The 15,699-nt window shown below is 69.2% G+C and carries 17 protein-coding genes and 1 tRNA gene; 8 read left to right on the top strand and 10 right to left on the bottom strand.

The features are described 5' to 3' along the window. The first annotated feature begins 146 nt into the window (after positions 1-146). On the top strand, positions 147-1,589 hold the full coding sequence (locus AB4Y64_RS17375; protein WP_441817705.1) for a S8 family peptidase: 1,443 nt from the start codon (positions 147-149) through the stop codon (positions 1,587-1,589). A 53-nt stretch (positions 1,590-1,642) separates the two neighbouring features. Here the strand turns inward: AB4Y64_RS17375 and AB4Y64_RS17370 are convergent, their stop codons facing one another. The 3 genes from AB4Y64_RS17370 to wrbA all read right to left on the bottom strand — a co-directional run bounded on the left by AB4Y64_RS17370 (position 1,643) and on the right by wrbA (position 3,157). After that, complete coding sequence (locus AB4Y64_RS17370; RefSeq protein ID WP_441817704.1) at positions 1,643-2,128, bottom strand: asparaginase domain-containing protein; 486 nt, start codon at positions 2,126-2,128, stop codon at positions 1,643-1,645. Positions 2,129-2,237: 109 nt separating this feature from the next. Further along, a complete protein-coding gene (locus AB4Y64_RS17365; RefSeq protein WP_441817703.1) occupies positions 2,238-2,567 on the bottom strand; it encodes a DUF2069 domain-containing protein in 330 nt (109 codons plus the stop codon). Further along, entirely contained in the window at positions 2,564-3,157 is a 594-nt protein-coding gene (wrbA, locus tag AB4Y64_RS17360) for an NAD(P)H:quinone oxidoreductase (RefSeq protein WP_441817702.1), read from the bottom strand. Before wrbA ends, AB4Y64_RS17365 begins: the two co-directional genes overlap by 4 nt. 122 nt (positions 3,158-3,279) lie before the next feature. On the opposite strand from wrbA, the gene AB4Y64_RS17355 reads away from it, so the two are divergent. Genes AB4Y64_RS17355 through AB4Y64_RS17345 form a run of 3 tightly spaced genes read left to right on the top strand, consistent with a single transcriptional unit; the run spans position 3,280 to position 5,442 of the window. Then, on the top strand, positions 3,280-4,545 hold the full coding sequence (locus AB4Y64_RS17355; RefSeq protein WP_441817701.1) for a YihY family inner membrane protein: 1,266 nt from the start codon (positions 3,280-3,282) through the stop codon (positions 4,543-4,545). A gap of 4 nt (positions 4,546-4,549) precedes the next feature. Next, positions 4,550-5,176, top strand: coding sequence for a TlpA family protein disulfide reductase (locus AB4Y64_RS17350; RefSeq protein WP_441817700.1), 627 nt, complete (start codon positions 4,550-4,552; stop codon positions 5,174-5,176). Beyond that, on the top strand, positions 5,173-5,442 hold the full coding sequence (locus AB4Y64_RS17345; protein WP_441817699.1) for an acylphosphatase: 270 nt from the start codon (positions 5,173-5,175) through the stop codon (positions 5,440-5,442). The genes AB4Y64_RS17350 and AB4Y64_RS17345 overlap by 4 nt, the downstream gene beginning before the upstream one ends. A gap of 25 nt (positions 5,443-5,467) precedes the next feature. Here AB4Y64_RS17345 and ppk2 read toward each other — a convergent pair whose 3' ends face one another. The 7 genes from ppk2 to hemA all read right to left on the bottom strand — a co-directional run bounded on the left by ppk2 (position 5,468) and on the right by hemA (position 12,123). Continuing rightward, positions 5,468-6,244: a polyphosphate kinase 2 gene (gene ppk2 / locus AB4Y64_RS17340; protein WP_441817698.1), complete on the bottom strand. Its 777-nt coding sequence runs from the start codon at positions 6,242-6,244 to the stop codon at positions 5,468-5,470. Continuing rightward, on the bottom strand, positions 6,244-6,588 hold the full coding sequence (locus tag AB4Y64_RS17335; RefSeq protein ID WP_441817697.1) for a helix-turn-helix domain-containing protein: 345 nt from the start codon (positions 6,586-6,588) through the stop codon (positions 6,244-6,246). Before AB4Y64_RS17335 ends, ppk2 begins: the two co-directional genes overlap by 1 nt. Before the next feature lie 39 nt (positions 6,589-6,627). Then, entirely contained in the window at positions 6,628-7,149 is a 522-nt protein-coding gene (gene moaB / locus AB4Y64_RS17330; protein WP_441817696.1) for a molybdenum cofactor biosynthesis protein B, read from the bottom strand. Between the two features lie 332 nt (positions 7,150-7,481). Then, a complete protein-coding gene (locus tag AB4Y64_RS17325; RefSeq protein ID WP_441817695.1) occupies positions 7,482-9,179 on the bottom strand; it encodes an O-linked N-acetylglucosamine transferase, SPINDLY family protein in 1,698 nt (565 codons plus the stop codon). Between the two features lie 4 nt (positions 9,180-9,183). After that, positions 9,184-9,645, bottom strand: a complete 462-nt coding sequence (locus AB4Y64_RS17320) for a GNAT family N-acetyltransferase (RefSeq protein ID WP_441817694.1) — start codon at positions 9,643-9,645, stop codon at positions 9,184-9,186. Between the two features lie 57 nt (positions 9,646-9,702). Continuing rightward, on the bottom strand, positions 9,703-10,788 hold the full coding sequence (gene prfA / locus AB4Y64_RS17315) for a peptide chain release factor 1 (RefSeq protein WP_441817693.1): 1,086 nt from the start codon (positions 10,786-10,788) through the stop codon (positions 9,703-9,705). Positions 10,789-10,842: 54 nt separating this feature from the next. Further along, entirely contained in the window at positions 10,843-12,123 is a 1,281-nt protein-coding gene (gene hemA, locus AB4Y64_RS17310) for a glutamyl-tRNA reductase (RefSeq protein WP_441817692.1), read from the bottom strand. Between the two features lie 127 nt (positions 12,124-12,250). Between hemA and AB4Y64_RS17305 the strand changes: the two genes are divergently transcribed. From AB4Y64_RS17305 to AB4Y64_RS17290, 4 genes are all read left to right on the top strand, one after another. After that, complete coding sequence (locus AB4Y64_RS17305; RefSeq protein WP_441817691.1) at positions 12,251-13,951, top strand: tetratricopeptide repeat protein; 1,701 nt, start codon at positions 12,251-12,253, stop codon at positions 13,949-13,951. Continuing rightward, a complete protein-coding gene (gene lolB, locus AB4Y64_RS17300) occupies positions 13,948-14,604 on the top strand; it encodes a lipoprotein insertase outer membrane protein LolB (protein ID WP_441817690.1) in 657 nt (218 codons plus the stop codon). Before AB4Y64_RS17305 ends, lolB begins: the two co-directional genes overlap by 4 nt. Next, positions 14,601-15,512, top strand: coding sequence for a 4-(cytidine 5'-diphospho)-2-C-methyl-D-erythritol kinase (gene ispE, locus AB4Y64_RS17295; RefSeq protein ID WP_441817689.1), 912 nt, complete (start codon positions 14,601-14,603; stop codon positions 15,510-15,512). Before lolB ends, ispE begins: the two co-directional genes overlap by 4 nt. A 53-nt stretch (positions 15,513-15,565) precedes the next feature. Beyond that, positions 15,566-15,642: transfer RNA gene (locus AB4Y64_RS17290), tRNA-Gln, on the top strand. Positions 15,643-15,699: the final 57 nt, after the last annotated feature.

The raw sequence follows: 15,699 nt of genomic DNA, 5'->3' as shown, positions 1-15,699 counted from the left end.
ATACCGCGGCGCGCCGCGGTGCCGATGACTGTCTTGCGTCCAGCCGTTCGCCACATGCGCGGCGACGGCTGTCATTTCGCAGTTCGCAGCAGGGGATTCCCTCGATGTCATTCAAACCATCACGCCAACCAACCCGTTCCATCCGCGTGCGATCGCTGTTCGCGGCCATGGCCGTCGTGCTGTCGGCCGCAGCCACGCCGGCGTCTGCACAGCAGGCGCGCGTCAACCTTTCCGGCATGGAAGGCGGCGGCCACTACGACCGTTTCATCGTCAAGTACCGTGACGGCAGTTCCGCCCAGATCGACCCGGCCGCCATGGCGCGCTCGCTCGAGTCCGCCGTGCCGCGGCAAGGGCGCAGGCGCGGCAAGGGCATGGCCCTCGAACACGTACGGCGCATGGCCACCGGCGCCGAAGTGATCAGCGCCAGCCGCCGGCTGGATCGGGCCGAAGCCGCTTCATTGATGCAACGGATCGCCAGCGATCCGAACGTGGAGTATGTCGAGGTCGATCACCTCAACCAGCCGACCCTGATGCCCGACGACCCGCAGTACCGGAGGCAGTGGGGGTTGTCGGGTCGCAACGGTATCAACGCCGACCTGGCATGGCGCCTCAATGACGGCAGCGGCACCGTGGTGGCGGTGATCGACACCGGCATCACCCGCCACAGCGATCTCGACGAGAACGTACGCCCGGGCTATGACTTCATCAGCAGCACCGCGATATCCAACGACGGCGACGGCCGCGACAGCGATCCTTCCGACGCTGGCAACTGGCGACGGGCAGGGCAATGCAAGGCGGGGGACCCGGCACGCGACTCCAACTGGCATGGCACGCACGTCGCAGGCACGGTCGCTGCAGTGACTGGCAACGGCAAGGGCGTGGCCGGTGTCGCGCACGGTGCGTGGATCGTTCCGGTGCGGGTGCTGGGCAGCTGCGGCGGCTACGACTCCGATGTTGCCGATGCCATCATCTGGGCCTCGGGCGGCACCGTAAGCGGAGTGCCGGCCAACGCCAACCCGGCCGAAGTCATCAACCTGAGCCTGGGCCATGTCGGAACCTGCAGCGCCACTTACCAGCGGGCCATCGACCGCGCCGTCGGCCGCGGCACCACGGTGGTTGTTGCTGCCGGCAACGACTCGCAGGACGTCGCCGGTCACGCCCCGGCCAACTGCGGCAACGTGATTGCGGTGGCCGCCACCAATCGACTGGGGCGGCGCGCGCCGTTCTCGAATTACGGGGCAGGGATCGATGTTGCCGCGCCGGGCGTGGGCATCCTGTCGACCCTCAACAGCGGCAGCACCGGGCCCGATGCCGAAAGCTACGGCTACTCGAGCGGTACCTCGATGGCGGCACCGCACGTTGCCGGTGTGGTGGCGATGATCCAGTCGGTGTCGCCCACGCCGAAGTCGCCGGCGGCCGTGGAGGCGTTGCTCAAGGCCACGGCGTCGGCCGCGAAGTCGCGACGGTCAAAGCCCGTCGGCGCGGGTATCGTCAATGCGAACGCGGCGCTGGATGCGGCTATCCCGCCGCTGACCCCGGTCCGTCCGCCGGACCCGGACCAGCCCAGATTCCAGAGGCACCGCCGTTAAAAAAAGCGCCCCGGCGAGACCGGGGCGCGTCTGGTTCTTTCCGCGACCGCCGCTCAGTCCGCTTCGAAGCGATTGGCGGCGACGTTCTTGCGGACCTTCGTCGGATCCCAGATGCGGCCGTTCATGGCGATGTAGACGCCCGGCGGCAGCGACTGCACCGCGCCGACCGCGCAGCCAACATTGAACTCGGCATCGGATCCGCGGAAGCGCGCCGGACTCAGTGCGCCGGTCAGCACGATCGTCTTGTCGCCCAGGCTCGACAGCACCCGGGCGGTTTCGACCATCGTGTCGGTGCCATGGGTGAGCAGGATGTGGCGCGTGGGCTGGGCAGCGATGGTCGCGCGGATCAGTTCGCGATCTTCGGCGGTGATGTGCAGCGAGTCCTTGCGCAGGATCGGAATCACGTTGAACTGGAAGGCGACGCCCAGCTCGCGCAGGATGCCGCCGATCTGCGGCTCACCGATCTGGTAATCCGACTTGTCGTCGAAGTAGATCTTGTCGATCGTGCCGCCGGTGGTGACGATGCAGAGCTGATCCATCGTGTGGTGCGCGCGCTGGGGGAGGTGGCCGCGATTATACGGCCGCACCCCGATCGCCATGCGACCCGGGCCGCCGGCCGGAGCCGTCAGCCCGGCCTCGCCCAGGCGTTCAGCGCTTGCGAGCGAATCGCGCGCGCAGGCCGGGGAAGTTGCCGGCAAAGATGATCACCAGCGCCAGCACGATCTCGGCGATCGCGTGGCCTCGTTCTTCCGGCCGCGACCAGGCCACCATCACGCCGTGGCTGAACCAGCCCAGCGCGAACACGCCGGCCCAGAAGGCGGCCTTGCGGCTGCCCCGCAATGCCGCCGCCGCCAGCAGGACCGGCGGCAGCGCGAACACGGCCAGGGTCACCCGCGGCGATGGCTGCGGCGCAAACCAGGCCACGAACACCGCCGCCAGCGCCAGCAGCGCGGCGATCAACACCTGCCGCGCGCTCATGCGGCCACCTTCGCGACCAGCGTCGCCAGGCGGCGGCCCAGGGCACGGGCCAGCTGCGCTTCCTCGTCGCTGGGCTGCGGGTCGTCGGCGCTGCCGGCGACATGGCTGGCGCCGTACGGCGTGCCGCCGCTGCGCGTGCTGGTCAGCGCCGGCTCGGTATAGGGGATGCCCATCAACACGCAGCCGTGGTGCAGCAGCGGAACCATCATTGTCAGCAGGGTCGATTCCTGGCCGCCATGCATGGTGGCGGTGGAGGTGAATACCGCGGCCGGCTTGTCGACCAGCGTGCCGCTGGCCCACTGCGCGCCGAGGCCGTCGAACCAGTGCTTGACCGGCGCGGCCATGTTGCCGAAGCGGGTCGGGCTGCCCAGTGCGATGCCGGCGCATTCGACCAGGTCTCGCGCCTCGACATAGGGTGCGCCGTCCTCCGGCACCGGCGGCGCCGCGGTCTGCGTGACCGCAGCCACCGGCGGCACGGTGCGGATGCGCGCGCTGACGCCCTCGACCTCGCCGATGCCGCGTGCGATGTGCCGCGCCAGACGCGCCACCGAACCGCCGCGGCTGTAATAGAGCACCAGAATCTCGGTCATCGCATTGCTTCGTGAGGCGGGCATCCCGTAAGCCGGGAAGGATAGAGGATGTGGCGATTGGGCGTGGCCCCGGCGGCACCACATAACCCCGCGCTCCCCGCGCATCGGTTACCCTCCGCCCGATGGAGCCGCTGAACACCTTGAACCGCTGGGGCGAGCGCGCGCGGGACCGCGCACGCGCGGGCACCTTCTTCCGCTTCCTCGCCAAACGCTTCCTCGACGACAACCTGTTCCAGGCCGCCGGCGCCCTGTCGTACACGACCGTGTTCGCGCTGGTGCCGCTGTCGATGGTGGTGTTCGGCGTGCTGTCGGCGTTCCCCGTGTTCGGCGAGTGGAGCGATCGCCTCAGCGATTACATCTTCTCCAACTTCGTGCCCAGTGCGGCGCGCTCGGTCGAGTCCTACCTCAAGCAGTTCTCGGCCAACGCCGGCCAGCTCACCGCCGCCGGCGTGATCGCCCTGGTGGTGTCGCTGCTGATCACCCTCAATGGCGTGGAGGCCACGTTCAACCGGATCTGGCGGGTCAAGACGGGGCGGCCGAAGGTCGGGCGCTTCCTGGTCTACTGGACCGTGCTGACCCTGGGCGCGCTGATGGCCGCGGCGAGCCTGGCGATCTCGGCACGGTTCTTCGCCATGTCGGTCTTCGAGACCGAAGCCGGGCACATGCTGCAGCGGCTGCTGCTGCGCCTGGCGCCGATCGCGATCGAACTGCTGGCCTTTGCCGCGATCTACCGGGTGGTGCCGCACCGCACGATCCAGTGGCGGCACGCCATCGCCGGCGCGATGCTGGCCACGTTCCTGTTCGAATCGGTGAAGTGGGGCATCGGCCTATACCTGGGCAACTTCGGGTCCTACTCGAAGATCTACGGCACGCTTGCCTTCGTGCCGATCTTCCTGTTGTGGATCTACCTGAGCTGGATCGCGATCCTGCTGGGCGCGTCGCTGGCCTCGTCGATGTCGGCGTTCCGCTACCAGCCCGCCAGCATGCGCCTGCCGCTGGGCCACGAAATCTACGGCTTGCTGCGCCTGCTCGGTCGCTTCAACGACGCGCGCAGGAAGGGCGGCGGCCTGCACATCGACGACATCGAGCAGCTCGAGCCGATGCTGACCGATGCGCTGGTGCAGCAGATGCTCGCCCAGCTCGACCAGATCAATGTCGTGCGCCGCGCCGAGGACGGCGAGTGGCTGCTCACCCGCGACCTGGACGAACTCACCCTGGCCGAGTTGTACGAGGCTTGCCAGCTGCGCATCCCGATCGCCGAGGCGGTGCTGCCGTGCCGCGAGGATGCACTGGGACGCTCGGCCATCGCCGTTCTCGATGAACTGCGTATTCCCCTGCGCGAGCTGCTCAAGCGCCGCGCCTCCACCATCCATTCCGAAGAGGTCTAGTCCGATGTCGAACCGTTCGCTCACCCTCCCCGCCCGGGCATGCGCCGCGACGGTGCTGGCCGCCGCAGTGTTCCTCGCTGGCTGCCAGAAACAGGCGCCGGAAGCACAGGCGCCGGCGAAGCCAGAGGCCGCGGCGCCGGCGCCGGCGCCAGCTGCCCCCGCCGCAACGGCAAAGCCGGCTGCTCCCTCGGACACGCCCGATCTGAAGATCGCCACGGTCGACGGCAAGGCTTACGACCTGGCCGCGCATCGCGGCAAGTGGGTCGTGGTGAACTTCTGGGCGACCTGGTGCAAGCCGTGCCTGAAGGAAATGCCGGAACTGTCGGCGCTCGACGCGATGCGCGAGCACATCGAAGTGCTGGGCCTGGCCTACGAAGAAATCGAGCCGGCCGACATGCGCGCCTTCCTGGTCAAGCATCCGGTCGCGTACCCGGTGGCGATCATCGACACCTTTGATCCGCCGGCGGCATTCGAAACCCCGCGCGGCCTGCCGATGACCTACCTGATCGGGCCCGACGGCAAGATCGCCGACAAGTTCCTCGGGCCGGTCACCGCGCACGACATCGAGGCGGCGATCGCCAAAGCCGGCGGCCCGCAGGAACAACCCGCGGCCGTCGCGACCAAGTCATGAGCGCGGCGCGCTTCATCGTCAGCGGTCGCGTCCAGGGCGTGTTCTTCCGCGCTTCCACGCGCGACCAGGCGCTGGCGCTGGGCCTGCGTGGATTTGCCAGGAACCTGCCCGACGGTCGCGTCGAAGTGCTTGCCGCCGGCGACGACGTGGCTCTCGACCGTCTCGCTGCGTGGTTGCGACAGGGCCCGGCGACCGCGCACGTGGACGATCTCGAGCGCCTGGCGGCGCTGGATCAGGAAGCCGGCGAGGACTTTGTTGTCACCTGACCCGTAGACCGGGCAGCGCAGGACGCTAGCCTTTCAGCGTGCGGATCGGCTCGATCACGCCGAACTTCTCTTTCTTCGCCTTGCCTTTCAGCGGCTCGAACACGATCGGCTCCTCGCTCACGCGTGTATCGGGCAGTCGGTCGAGCAGGTCGCGTATCAGCGTCAGCCGGCCGCGCTTCTGGTCGTTGAAGTCGACCAGCGTCCACGGTGCGTGCTTGCTGTGCGTCGCGGCGAGCATCGCCTCGCGCGCACGCGTGTAGTCGTCGTAATGCTTGCGCGCCTCGAAATCGATCGGTGACAACTTCCAGCGCTTGAGCGGGTCGTCGAGGCGTTCCAGGAAGCGCTGCTCCTGTTCGTCCTGGTCGCAGCACAGCCAGTACTTGAACAGCAGGATGCCGTCGTCCACCAGCAGCTTTTCGAAGGTCGTTGTCTGCCGCAGGAACGCCTTGACCTGCGCGTCGCTGGCGAACCCCATCACCTGTTCGACGCCGGCGCGGTTGTACCAGCTGCGGTCGAACAGGGCGATCTCGCCGGCCGCGGGCAGGTGGGGCACGTAGCGCTGGAAGTACCACTGCGCGCTTTCGCGTTCGGTCGGCTTGGGCAGCGCGACGACCTGGCACTGGCGCGGGTTGAGGTGCTCGGAGATGGCGCTGATCGCGCCGCCCTTGCCGGCGGTGTCGCGGCCCTCGAACAGCACCACCAGGCGCCGCCCTTCGTGCTTGAGCCAGCGCGCCATGTTGGCCAGCTCGATCTGCAGCGGCTCAAGCAGGGCGTCGTATTGCTTGCGCTTGAGGTCGGCCATTACTTGCTCCTGCGTCGCTTGCTGCCGGTGTCGGCCATGCTGCGCGCCACTTCGAGCAGCGCGCCCTGCTGGCGCGTGGACAGGGCGCGGTAGGCGTTGAGCAGGGCATGCTCGCCCTGGGTGCGTGCCGGATCGAGGGTGCTGGCCAGTTCGGCGAGCAACGCGCCGGCCGGTACGCCGAACGCGCGCGCCAGTGCGTCGAGCTGCTCCTTGCCGGGCATCTTGTCGCCGCGCAGCCAGGCGCTGACGGTGGCCACGCCCGCGCGCGGGATGGCGGTGGCGATGTCGGCCGCGCTCAGGCCGCGGGCCCGGGCGAGCAGTTGCAGGGTGGTGTCCAACGGCATGATCAGGCTCCGGTGGTCCAGTGGCGTGGTTGTATCGGCTCAGCGCTCTTTGAGGCGCGGGCGCAGTGTGGCCAGGTTGCACGGCCGGGTGCGTGCGTCGAGTTGGTGGCGGATGATCTTTTCCCAGGCGGTGCGGCAGGCCGAGGTGGATCCGGGCAGGGCGAAGACGAACGTGCCGTTGGCGAGGCCGGCGAATGCGCGCGACTGCACGGTGGAGGTGCCAATTTCGTCGAAGCTGATCGCGCGGAACAGTTCGCCGAAGCCCGGCATCTGTTTGTCGAGCAGCGGCAGCAGTGCTTCTGGCGTGGAGTCGCGGCCGGTGAAGCCGGTGCCGCCGGTGACGAGGATGCCGTCGATGCTGTCGTCGGCGATCCATTGCGATACCACGGCGCGCATGCGGTAGCGGTCGTCGGGGAGCAGTTGGCGGTCGGCCAGGCGGTGGCCGTCGGCGGTCAGCGATTGCACGAGGTAATCGCCGGAGCTGTCTTCGGCCAGGGTGCGAGTGTCCGATACGGTCAGTACGCACAGGTTGAGGGGGATCAGGTCGTGTTCGGCAGTCATGGCGGCGAGCCTAACCGATCGTTGGTGTGGTCGCAGTGCAGGTTTGGGGGCGCGTTGGTGCTGGGGTTTGTCGGGTGTTTGGGCGCTTGGGCGCTTTGGGGCTTGGGTGGTCGGCCTTCGGAGGGGCGCCGGCCGCTGGGCTGGGATTGCTCCGCCCCTTAGGCGGACTCCTGTCCGATGCGGGGCGCGGGCCATCCATGGCCCGCTGCGGAGCAATCCCAGCCCAGCGACCGGCGCTCGGCGCGTCGAGGCCCGGTCTTCGTTTGCTGCGGACCGCGGACCTGAGGACCTACGGAGTTGCGGACCTGCGGAGTTGGTGTAGTCCGTGCGGGTCAGCGGCGCGCCATGGCGCGCACGGCAGTGGCGAAATCGATTGCGAATCCGTGCATGTCGAACAGGCCGCTGCTGGTTCGTTTCTGCGCCAGCTCTTGCCTGAGTGCGGTCAGTGTCGGTGGGTTGCGTCCCAGTGATACGGCGCGCGCGACGAATGCAGCATCGTCGGCGACGTTCATGTCGTCCATGCCCAGGTAATGATTGAGGCTGCCGGCGACGCGCGCGGCAAATGTTTCGCCTGGGCGCGTCAGCACCGGGCAACCAGCCCACAGTGCGTCGGATGCGGTGGTGTGGGCGTTGTAGGGTTCGGTGTCGAGGAAGAGGTCGGCGTGCTGCAGGCGCGCCATGTAGTCGGCGTGCGGTTGCTTGGGCATGAACACCAGCCGGGCCGGGTCGATTCCGTTGCTGCGTGCGAATTCAGCCAGTCGCGCGTCGGCGAGGCCGGGGCCGGACAGCAGCCACAGCACGCTGCCGGGGACCTCGCGCAGCACCGCCAGTGCGCGCGTCATGCTGCGCGGGTTGAGCTTGTAGCTGTTGTTGAAACAGCAGAACACCACGCCTTCGCCGTTGTCGCCGCGTTCGGGCAGTCCGCACTGCGCGCGCGAGGGTGGCGGCGGGATCGCGCGGGTCGTGTCCGAGGGTTGGAAGCAGCGCGGTAGCCAGGTCACGGTTTCGCTGAAATCCCCGGCCATCGTCTCCGGCAGTACGAAGCGGTCGGCCAGCACGTGGTCGATCCAGGGGGCGCCCGAAGTGCCCGGGTAGGCGAGCCAGTTCACCTGCACCGGTGCCGGACGCATCGCCAGCACTTCCGGTGCACCGCCGCCGCCCCAGCCGCGCAGGTCGAACAGGACCTCGATGGCGGCATCGCGGATCGCCAGTGCCACCTGCGCGTGCGGGCGCATCGATACGTCGTGCAGCGTGTGTGCTGCGGCGTGCAGCCGCTTCCGGATCGGGCTGCCGTCGTCGCGGTTGAGCGCGAACAGGTGCACTTCGATGCCGGCGTGCGCATTGAGCTGCTCGAACATCGCCACCGTCAGCAACCCGGTCGGGTGCGCGCCGAAGCCGTTCGACAGGAAGCCGACGCGTATAAGTTCGCCAGTGGCCACCGGCTGCGCTGGCGGCAGGGGTCGTACCGCGGCCGCCACGATGCCCGCGCGCAGGCGCGCGCAGCGCAGTTGTTCCTGTGCGCTGACGTCCTCGCTGAGGAAGGCGAAAGGTTCCACCGATGCGCGTCCGTCGTTGACCGCGTCGCGTACCTGGCGCGAAAGCGCGTCCAGGTCGCGCCAGTCGCAGAGTTTTCGTCGCCATGCCAGCAGGTAGGCGGCCAGTTGCGGTTCGTCCGGGGCCAGGTCGTGCGCACGCGCGTAGGCCTGCGATGCCGCCTCGGCTTCGCCGGTGTCCTCCAGTGCGTGGCCCAGCCAGACGGCGATGCCGGGATGGTCGGGTGCGTTGGCGGCGGCGGCGCGGAGGCTGGCGACCGCTTCGCCGCGCTGACCCTGCATCCACTGCGCGCGGCCCAGTCGCGCCAGCGCTTCCGGGTGGCCGGGCCGAAGTGTCAGTGCGCGGCGCGCCGCGGTTGCGCCGGCGGCTGCATCGCCGCGGTCGAGTTCGTGTTCGGCCAGCACGATCCAGGCATGGGCGTCGCCGGGGTTGCGCTCGAGCGAGCGGCGCAACTCGATGCGCGGGTCGTTGTGCACGGCCTCAGGCCAGGGCCAGGCCAAGGGGCAAGTGATAGCGCAGCGTGCCGTCGTAGCGTTGCCAGCCTCCGGACTCGTAGAGCGCCTGGGCCTGACGGTTGTCGGGCGTGGTCTCCAGTTCCAGGCGGATCGCACCGGCGTCGCGCGCGAACATCGCCGCGGCGGTCAGCAACGCCTGCGCCACGCCCTGGCGGCGCGCGCTGGCTGCGACGTACAGATCGTTGAGCACCCATACCCGCGCTGCGCGCACCGACGAGAACGTCGGGTAAAGCTGGGTGAAGCCGACCGCGCCGTCGTCGTTCACCGCAAGCCAGATCACGGACTCGTCGTGCTCGATCCGTTCGCGCAGGAATTGCCGGGCCAGCGCCAGGTCGGATGGCTGCTCGTAGAAGCCGCGGTAGGCATCGAACAGCGGTGCGAGCTGGTCGAGGTCGCTCAGCGTGGCGCGCGTGATCTCCAGGGGCATGGCGGTTCCGATGGCACGGGGTGGAGCCGATTGTAGCGACGCCAGGGGAGGCGCGGCTCAGGCATCGAGCGTCAGGCGCGCCAGTTCGTCGGCCTGGTGTTCGTGCTGCAGCCGGCCGAGCAGTTCTTCCATGTCGCCCTCGATGACATTGGGCAGGTCATACAGCGTGAGCCCTTCGACACGATGGTCGGTGATGCGGCCCTGCGGGAAGTTGTAGGTGCGGATGCGCTGGCTGCGATCGCCGCTGCCGACCTGCAGCTTGCGGATCGACGCCTGCGCTGCCGCGGCCTTGGCCGCCTGCGCTTCGGCCAGGATCGCGGCCAGGCGCTTCATCGCCTTGTCGCGGTTGGCGTGCTGGCTGCGCTCGGTCTGGCTTTCCACGACCACGCCGCTGGGCACGTGGGTGATGCGGATCGCCGACTCGGTCTTGTTGACGTGCTGGCCGCCGGCGCCGCTGGAGCGGAAGGTGTCGACCTTCAGGTCGACCGGGTTGATCTCGATCGGTTCACCCTCGGCCTCGACCGGAATGATCGCCACCGTCGCCGCCGAGGTGTGGATGCGGCCCTGCGATTCGGTCGCCGGCACGCGCTGCACGCGGTGCGTGCCCGATTCGAACTTCAGGCGCGAATAGGCGCCGCGCCCTTCCACGCGCGCGATCACTTCCTTGAAGCCGCCGTGCTCGCCGGCGCTGCTGGATTCGATCTCGACCTTCCAGCCCTGCCGCTCGGCATAGCGCGCGTACATGCGGAACAGATCGCCGGCGAAGATCGCCGCTTCGTCGCCGCCGGTGCCGGCGCGAACCTCGAGGTAGATGTCGCCTTCGTCGCGCGGATCCCTGGGCACCAGGTGCGCGAGCAGTTCGACATCGAGCTGCTGCAGGCGCGCATTGGCCGCGGCAATTTCCTCCTGCGCCAGTTCGCTCAGTTCGGGGTCGTCGCGCATGCCCTCGGCTGCGGCCAGGTCGCGCCTGGCCTGTGCTTCGGCGACCAGTGCATGGGCCACCGGTTCGAGCTGGGCGAATTCGCGCGACAGCTTGCGGAAGCGATCGGCATCGCCGATCACGCCGGGGTCCGACAGCAGGCGCTCGAGTTCTTCGCGGCGTTCGGCGAGGGCTTCGAGCTTGCGACGCAGGGTAGGGGTCATGGGCGAACCGGGTGTGGACTGGGTGGGGAACGCGTGCTGCGGTCGCCACGGTCGCTAGGCTTCGCGCTGTTCGCCCTGGTCCACTCCGGGTTCGCTTTCGGGAAACAGCTTCTCCGCTGCCCGCGCCAGTTCGGCGTTGCCGGTCAGCGCCGCCTCGCGCAGGGCCACGGTCGGCGCATGCAACAGGCGGTTGGTGAGGGTGTGGGCGAGGAAGTTCAGCACTTCCTGCGGATCCTGGCCGGCCGCGAGCTGCTGCTGCGCCTTGGCCAGCACATCGGCCCGGGCCGATTCGCCGTGCGCGCGCAGGCGCTTGAGCGGCGCGGTGCGGGTGCTGGCGGCGAGGGTTTCGGTGAAGCGCGCGACCTGCATTTCGACGATCGCTTCGGCCTCGGTGGCCGCTTCGCGGCGGCCGCGCCGGTTGTCCTCGATCGCCCGCTCCAGGTCGTCGACGGTGTAGAGGAACACATCCTTGAGCTCGGCGACGTCGGCGCCGATGTCGCGCGGCACGGCCAGGTCGAGCAGCAGCATCGGCCGGTGCCGGCGCGTCGCCAGCGCAGCGGAGACCTGGGCCTTGCGCAGTATCGGCTCGCGGCTGGCGGTGGCGGAAATCACCACGTCCGCCTCGCCCAGGTGCTTGTCCAGTTCGCTCAGCGGCAGGGCGACGCCGCCGTGGCGGGTGGCCAGTTCCTGCGCATGGGCCAGGGTGCGGTTGGCGATCAGCAGGCGCTTGGCGCGCGCCTGCACCAGGTGGCGCGCGGCCAGTTCGATGGTTTCGCCGGCGCCGATCAGCAGCACGGTCGAGTCCTCGAGACGGGCGAACGATTCCTGCGCCAGGCGCACCGCGGCCGAGGCCACCGACACCGGGTTGGCGCCGATGCGGGTGTCGGTGCGCGCCCGCTTGGCGGTGGTGAAGGCATGCTGGAACAGGCGGTCGAGCTGGCTGCCAAGACTGCCGGCGCTGCGCGCGCTGGCCCAGGCATCCTTCACCTGGCCCAGGATCTGCGGTTCGCCCAGCACCAGCGAGTCGAGCCCGGTGGCGACGCGGAACAGATGGCGCACGGCCTCGGCATCGCGATGACGATAGAGGTAGCCATGCAGATCGCCGACCTCGTCCGGGTGCGTGGCCAGCCAGTCGGCCAGGGCCTGGCCGTCGTCGTCCGCCACCGCATACAGTTCGGTGCGGTTGCAGGTCGACAACAGGGCGACTTCGCTGACCTGGGGCAGGGCCCGCAGCGCCTCGAGTGCTGCCGGCACCGAGTCGGCCGAAAACGCGACGCGCTCGCGCAGGCTGACCGGCGCGGTCTGGTGATTGATGCCTAGTACGTAAAAACTCATTTCAACGCGTCGGACTGCGCCGACTGGGGCCTCTTCCGTTCAGGTGCTTGCGATAAGCTGCTGGCTACCGCGGAGGCCGACATTCTACCGGCCCCGTCCCGTCCTGGTTGCCCTGCAGGCTTGATCGATGCCCGTTGCCTTGCGCACGCTCTGTTTCATCCTTGTCGCCACGCTGGCGACCGCACCGCTCTCCGCGGCCGAACATGCGGCACGGGCCAAACCGGGCAAGGCCGCCACGGTCGCCGACCCCACCAGCGTTTCGCTGGAGCCCTTGCTGGCAGGCGAGTTCGCCCTCCAGTCCGGGCGCCTGGACGAAGCCGCCAAGTCCTATCTCGACGCCGCCCGCGCCGCCGAGGATGTCGCCCTGGCCGAGCGCGCCACCCGGATCGCCCTTCTGGCCAAGGACGACAAGCGTGCCGCCGAGGCCCTGGAGCTGTGGCGCAAGCAGGGTGGCGACGGCCTCAACCTGGCCGCAGCCGAGGCGGTCCTGGCGATCCGCCGCGGCGACGAACGCGCCGCCCGCAAGTACCTGACCCAATTGCTGGCCGCCCCGGGCGACAGCGGCTGGCGCCAGGCGCTGGGCGTGCTCAGTGGCGGGTCCCGCGACCCGAAGCAGTCCGCGCGCCTGCTCGAGCGCCTGGTCAAGGACGACGCGATCCCCAACAAACTGCCGGCGTGGCTGGCATTCGGCGGGCTGGCGCAGGGGCTGGAACAGCCCGAGCTGGTCGAGCGCATCGTCGCCGAAGTGGTCGAACGCTTCCCCGGCGAGGCGCGGGTCGGCCTGCTGCGCGCGAGCCAGTTGCGCGAGGCGGGCAAGGAAGACGAGGCGCGCAAGCTGCTGGCATCGCTGGCCGACCAGGCCGGCAAGGACGCCGAGCTGCGACGCGCGATCGCCGACGAGTACCACCGCCTCGGCGATTACCAGGCCGCCGAAGCCGTGCTGGCCAGGGGGCCGCAGGACGACCAGACCTTCGCCCTGCGCGCCGCGCTGCTGGCGCAGAGCGAAGACAAGCAATCGCTGACGCGGCTCTACGAAGAACTGCGCTCGTCTGCCGCCGAGCCGGTTCCGCAGCGTCGCCTCCTGCTGGGCCAGATGGCCGAATTCCTCGACCGTTTCGACGAAGCGCTGGAGTGGTACCGCGGCGTTCCCGGTGGCGAGCAGCGCTGGGCGGCGCGACTGCGCAGCGCCAACGTGCTGCACGAACTCAAGCGCGATGCCGAAGCCTACAAGCTGCTGCGCGAACTGCAGTCCGATGCTGCGGCCGATGACGAATCCCGCCGTGACGCCTATCTGCTCGAGGCGTCGCTGCACGAGAAGGACAAGGACCAGCCGGGCGAGCTCGACGCCTACGCGCGCGGCCTGGCCGCCTTCCCGGACGACCCGGAAATCCTCTACGCCCGCGCCCTGGGCTGGGAACGCCACGACGATGTCCCGCGCGCCGAAGCCGACCTGCGCAAGATCCTGGTGGCCGAGCCGGACAATGTTGCCGCGCTCAACGCGCTTGGCTACACCCTGGCCGACCGCACCACGCGCTACCAGGAAGCGCTGCAGCTGATCGAGCGCGCACGCACCGCCGAGCCCGACAATCCCGCCATCGTCGACAGCTACGGCTGGGTGCTCTACCGCCTCGGCCGCAACGAAGAGGCTATCGTCGAGCTGCGCCGCGCCCTGACCCTGCAGAAGGATGCCGAGATCGCCGCCCACCTGGCCGAAGTGCTTTGGGTGACCGGGCGCAAGGATGAAGCGCGCAAGTACTTCGATCAGTCGCGCAAGATCGACCCTGACAACCGCTCGCTGGCGCGCGCGCTGGAGAAGACCGGAGCATGAAGGTCCGGACCGCGTTTGCCGTGGCCGCTCTGGTCAGGGTGATGTTGACCGCCGTGCTGTCGCTCGGCGTCCTTTCCGGCTGCGCGTCGACAACCACTCGCGCCCCCGCCGTGCCCGTCGACACCGCCCAGGCGCACGCCAACGACCAGCGCCGTGGCGAGGTCCGCGACTGGACGCTGTCGGGCCGCATCGCCGTCTCCAACGGCAAGCAGGGCGGCAGCGGTCGCATCGACTGGCAGGAGCAGCAGGGTCGGTACGACATTTCCCTGAGCGCCCCGGTCACGCGCCAGAGCTGGCGCCTCAGCGGCGATGGCGGCGGTGCGCGCCTGGAAGGCGTCGAAGGCGGAACCCGCGAGAGCGCGGACGTCGAGTCCATGCTGCAGGCAACCACCGGCTGGGACGTGCCCGTGCGCGCGCTTTCGGACTGGGTGCGCGGAATCGGCGCGACCTCGGCTGGATACGGTCCGGCGAGCATCGAATACGGCGCCGGCAACCTGCCGTCGCGCCTGCAGCAGGGCGGCTGGACGATCGAATACCAGCAGTGGCAGCCGGCTGCCGACGGCCCAGTCCTGCCGACCCGCCTGGTCGCCACGCGCGGCCAGGCGAAGGTCCGGCTGATCGTTGACCAGTGGTCGCTCGGCGCCGGCAAATGAGTTCCGGCGCGTCCGACGCGGGCCCTGTCCCGGGCCCCGGATCGAACTGGTCGCTGTGGCCGGCCCCGGCCAAGCTGAATCTCTTCCTGCGTATCACCGGCCGCCGCGACGACGGCTACCACCTGCTCCAGACCGTGTTCCGGCTGCTGGATTGGGGCGACTCGATCCGGCTGCGGACCCGCGAAGACGGCCAGATCCGTCGCCACGGCTCCAGCGCGCCCGGCGTCGCCGAGGCCGACGACCTCACCGTTCGCGCGGCTAAACTGCTGCAAAGTGAGTCTAACGTCGCGCTTGGTGTCGACATCATCGTCGAAAAGCGCATTCCGTCCGGCGGCGGTTTTGGCGGCGGTTCGTCGGATGCGGCGACCGTGCTCGTGGCGCTGGACGCGCTCTGGGGCGCCGGCCTGGGTGAAGAACGGCTCGCGGCACTGGCCCTGCGGCTGGGCGCCGACGTGCCGGTTTTCGTTCGCGGCCACAATGCCTGGGCCGAAGGGGTGGGGGAGCAGCTCGCCCCGATCGATTTGCCACCCGCCTGGTACGTCCTGGCCGACCCCGGCGTGCACGCGCCGACTGCCGCGTTATTCCGTGCCCCTGAATTGACGCGTGATGCCGCGCCCGCGACAATAGCGGACTTCGTTTCGGGTGTGCCGCTCGGGAATGCGTTCGAGCCGGTATTGCGCGTGCGCGAACCCGCCGTAGAGGCGGTGTTTGCAGCACTTTCGCAGATCGGTTCGCCGCGCCTGACCGGGTCTGGCAGCGGCTGTTTCGTCGAATTCGCATCACGCGATGACGCCGAGGCTGCCCTGGTGGCACTACCGCCGGGTCTTCGGGCCTGGCTGGCGACGGGAGCCTCGCGCTCGCCGCTGCTGGAAGCCCGAAGCAGGTGGGAAGGAGCGGGGAGCGAGTAACAGCCACACCAGGCTCCGGCTCATTCCTGCTTCTGTCCGCTGGTACCTCATGCAGGGGCGTCGCCAAGAGGCCCAAGGCACCAGGTTTTGATCCTGGCATTCGTAGGTTCGAATCCTACCGCCCCTGCCAATCATCGCGGCTCCGTTTCGGCGGATCGCAGCCCCATTACCGCCCACGGTCAGAGCG

Source organism: Lysobacter sp. TAF61, from assembly GCF_052113485.1.
Taxonomy (GTDB): domain Bacteria; phylum Pseudomonadota; class Gammaproteobacteria; order Xanthomonadales; family Xanthomonadaceae; genus Lysobacter_J.
This window is presented reverse-complemented; position numbering and strand designations above follow the sequence as displayed.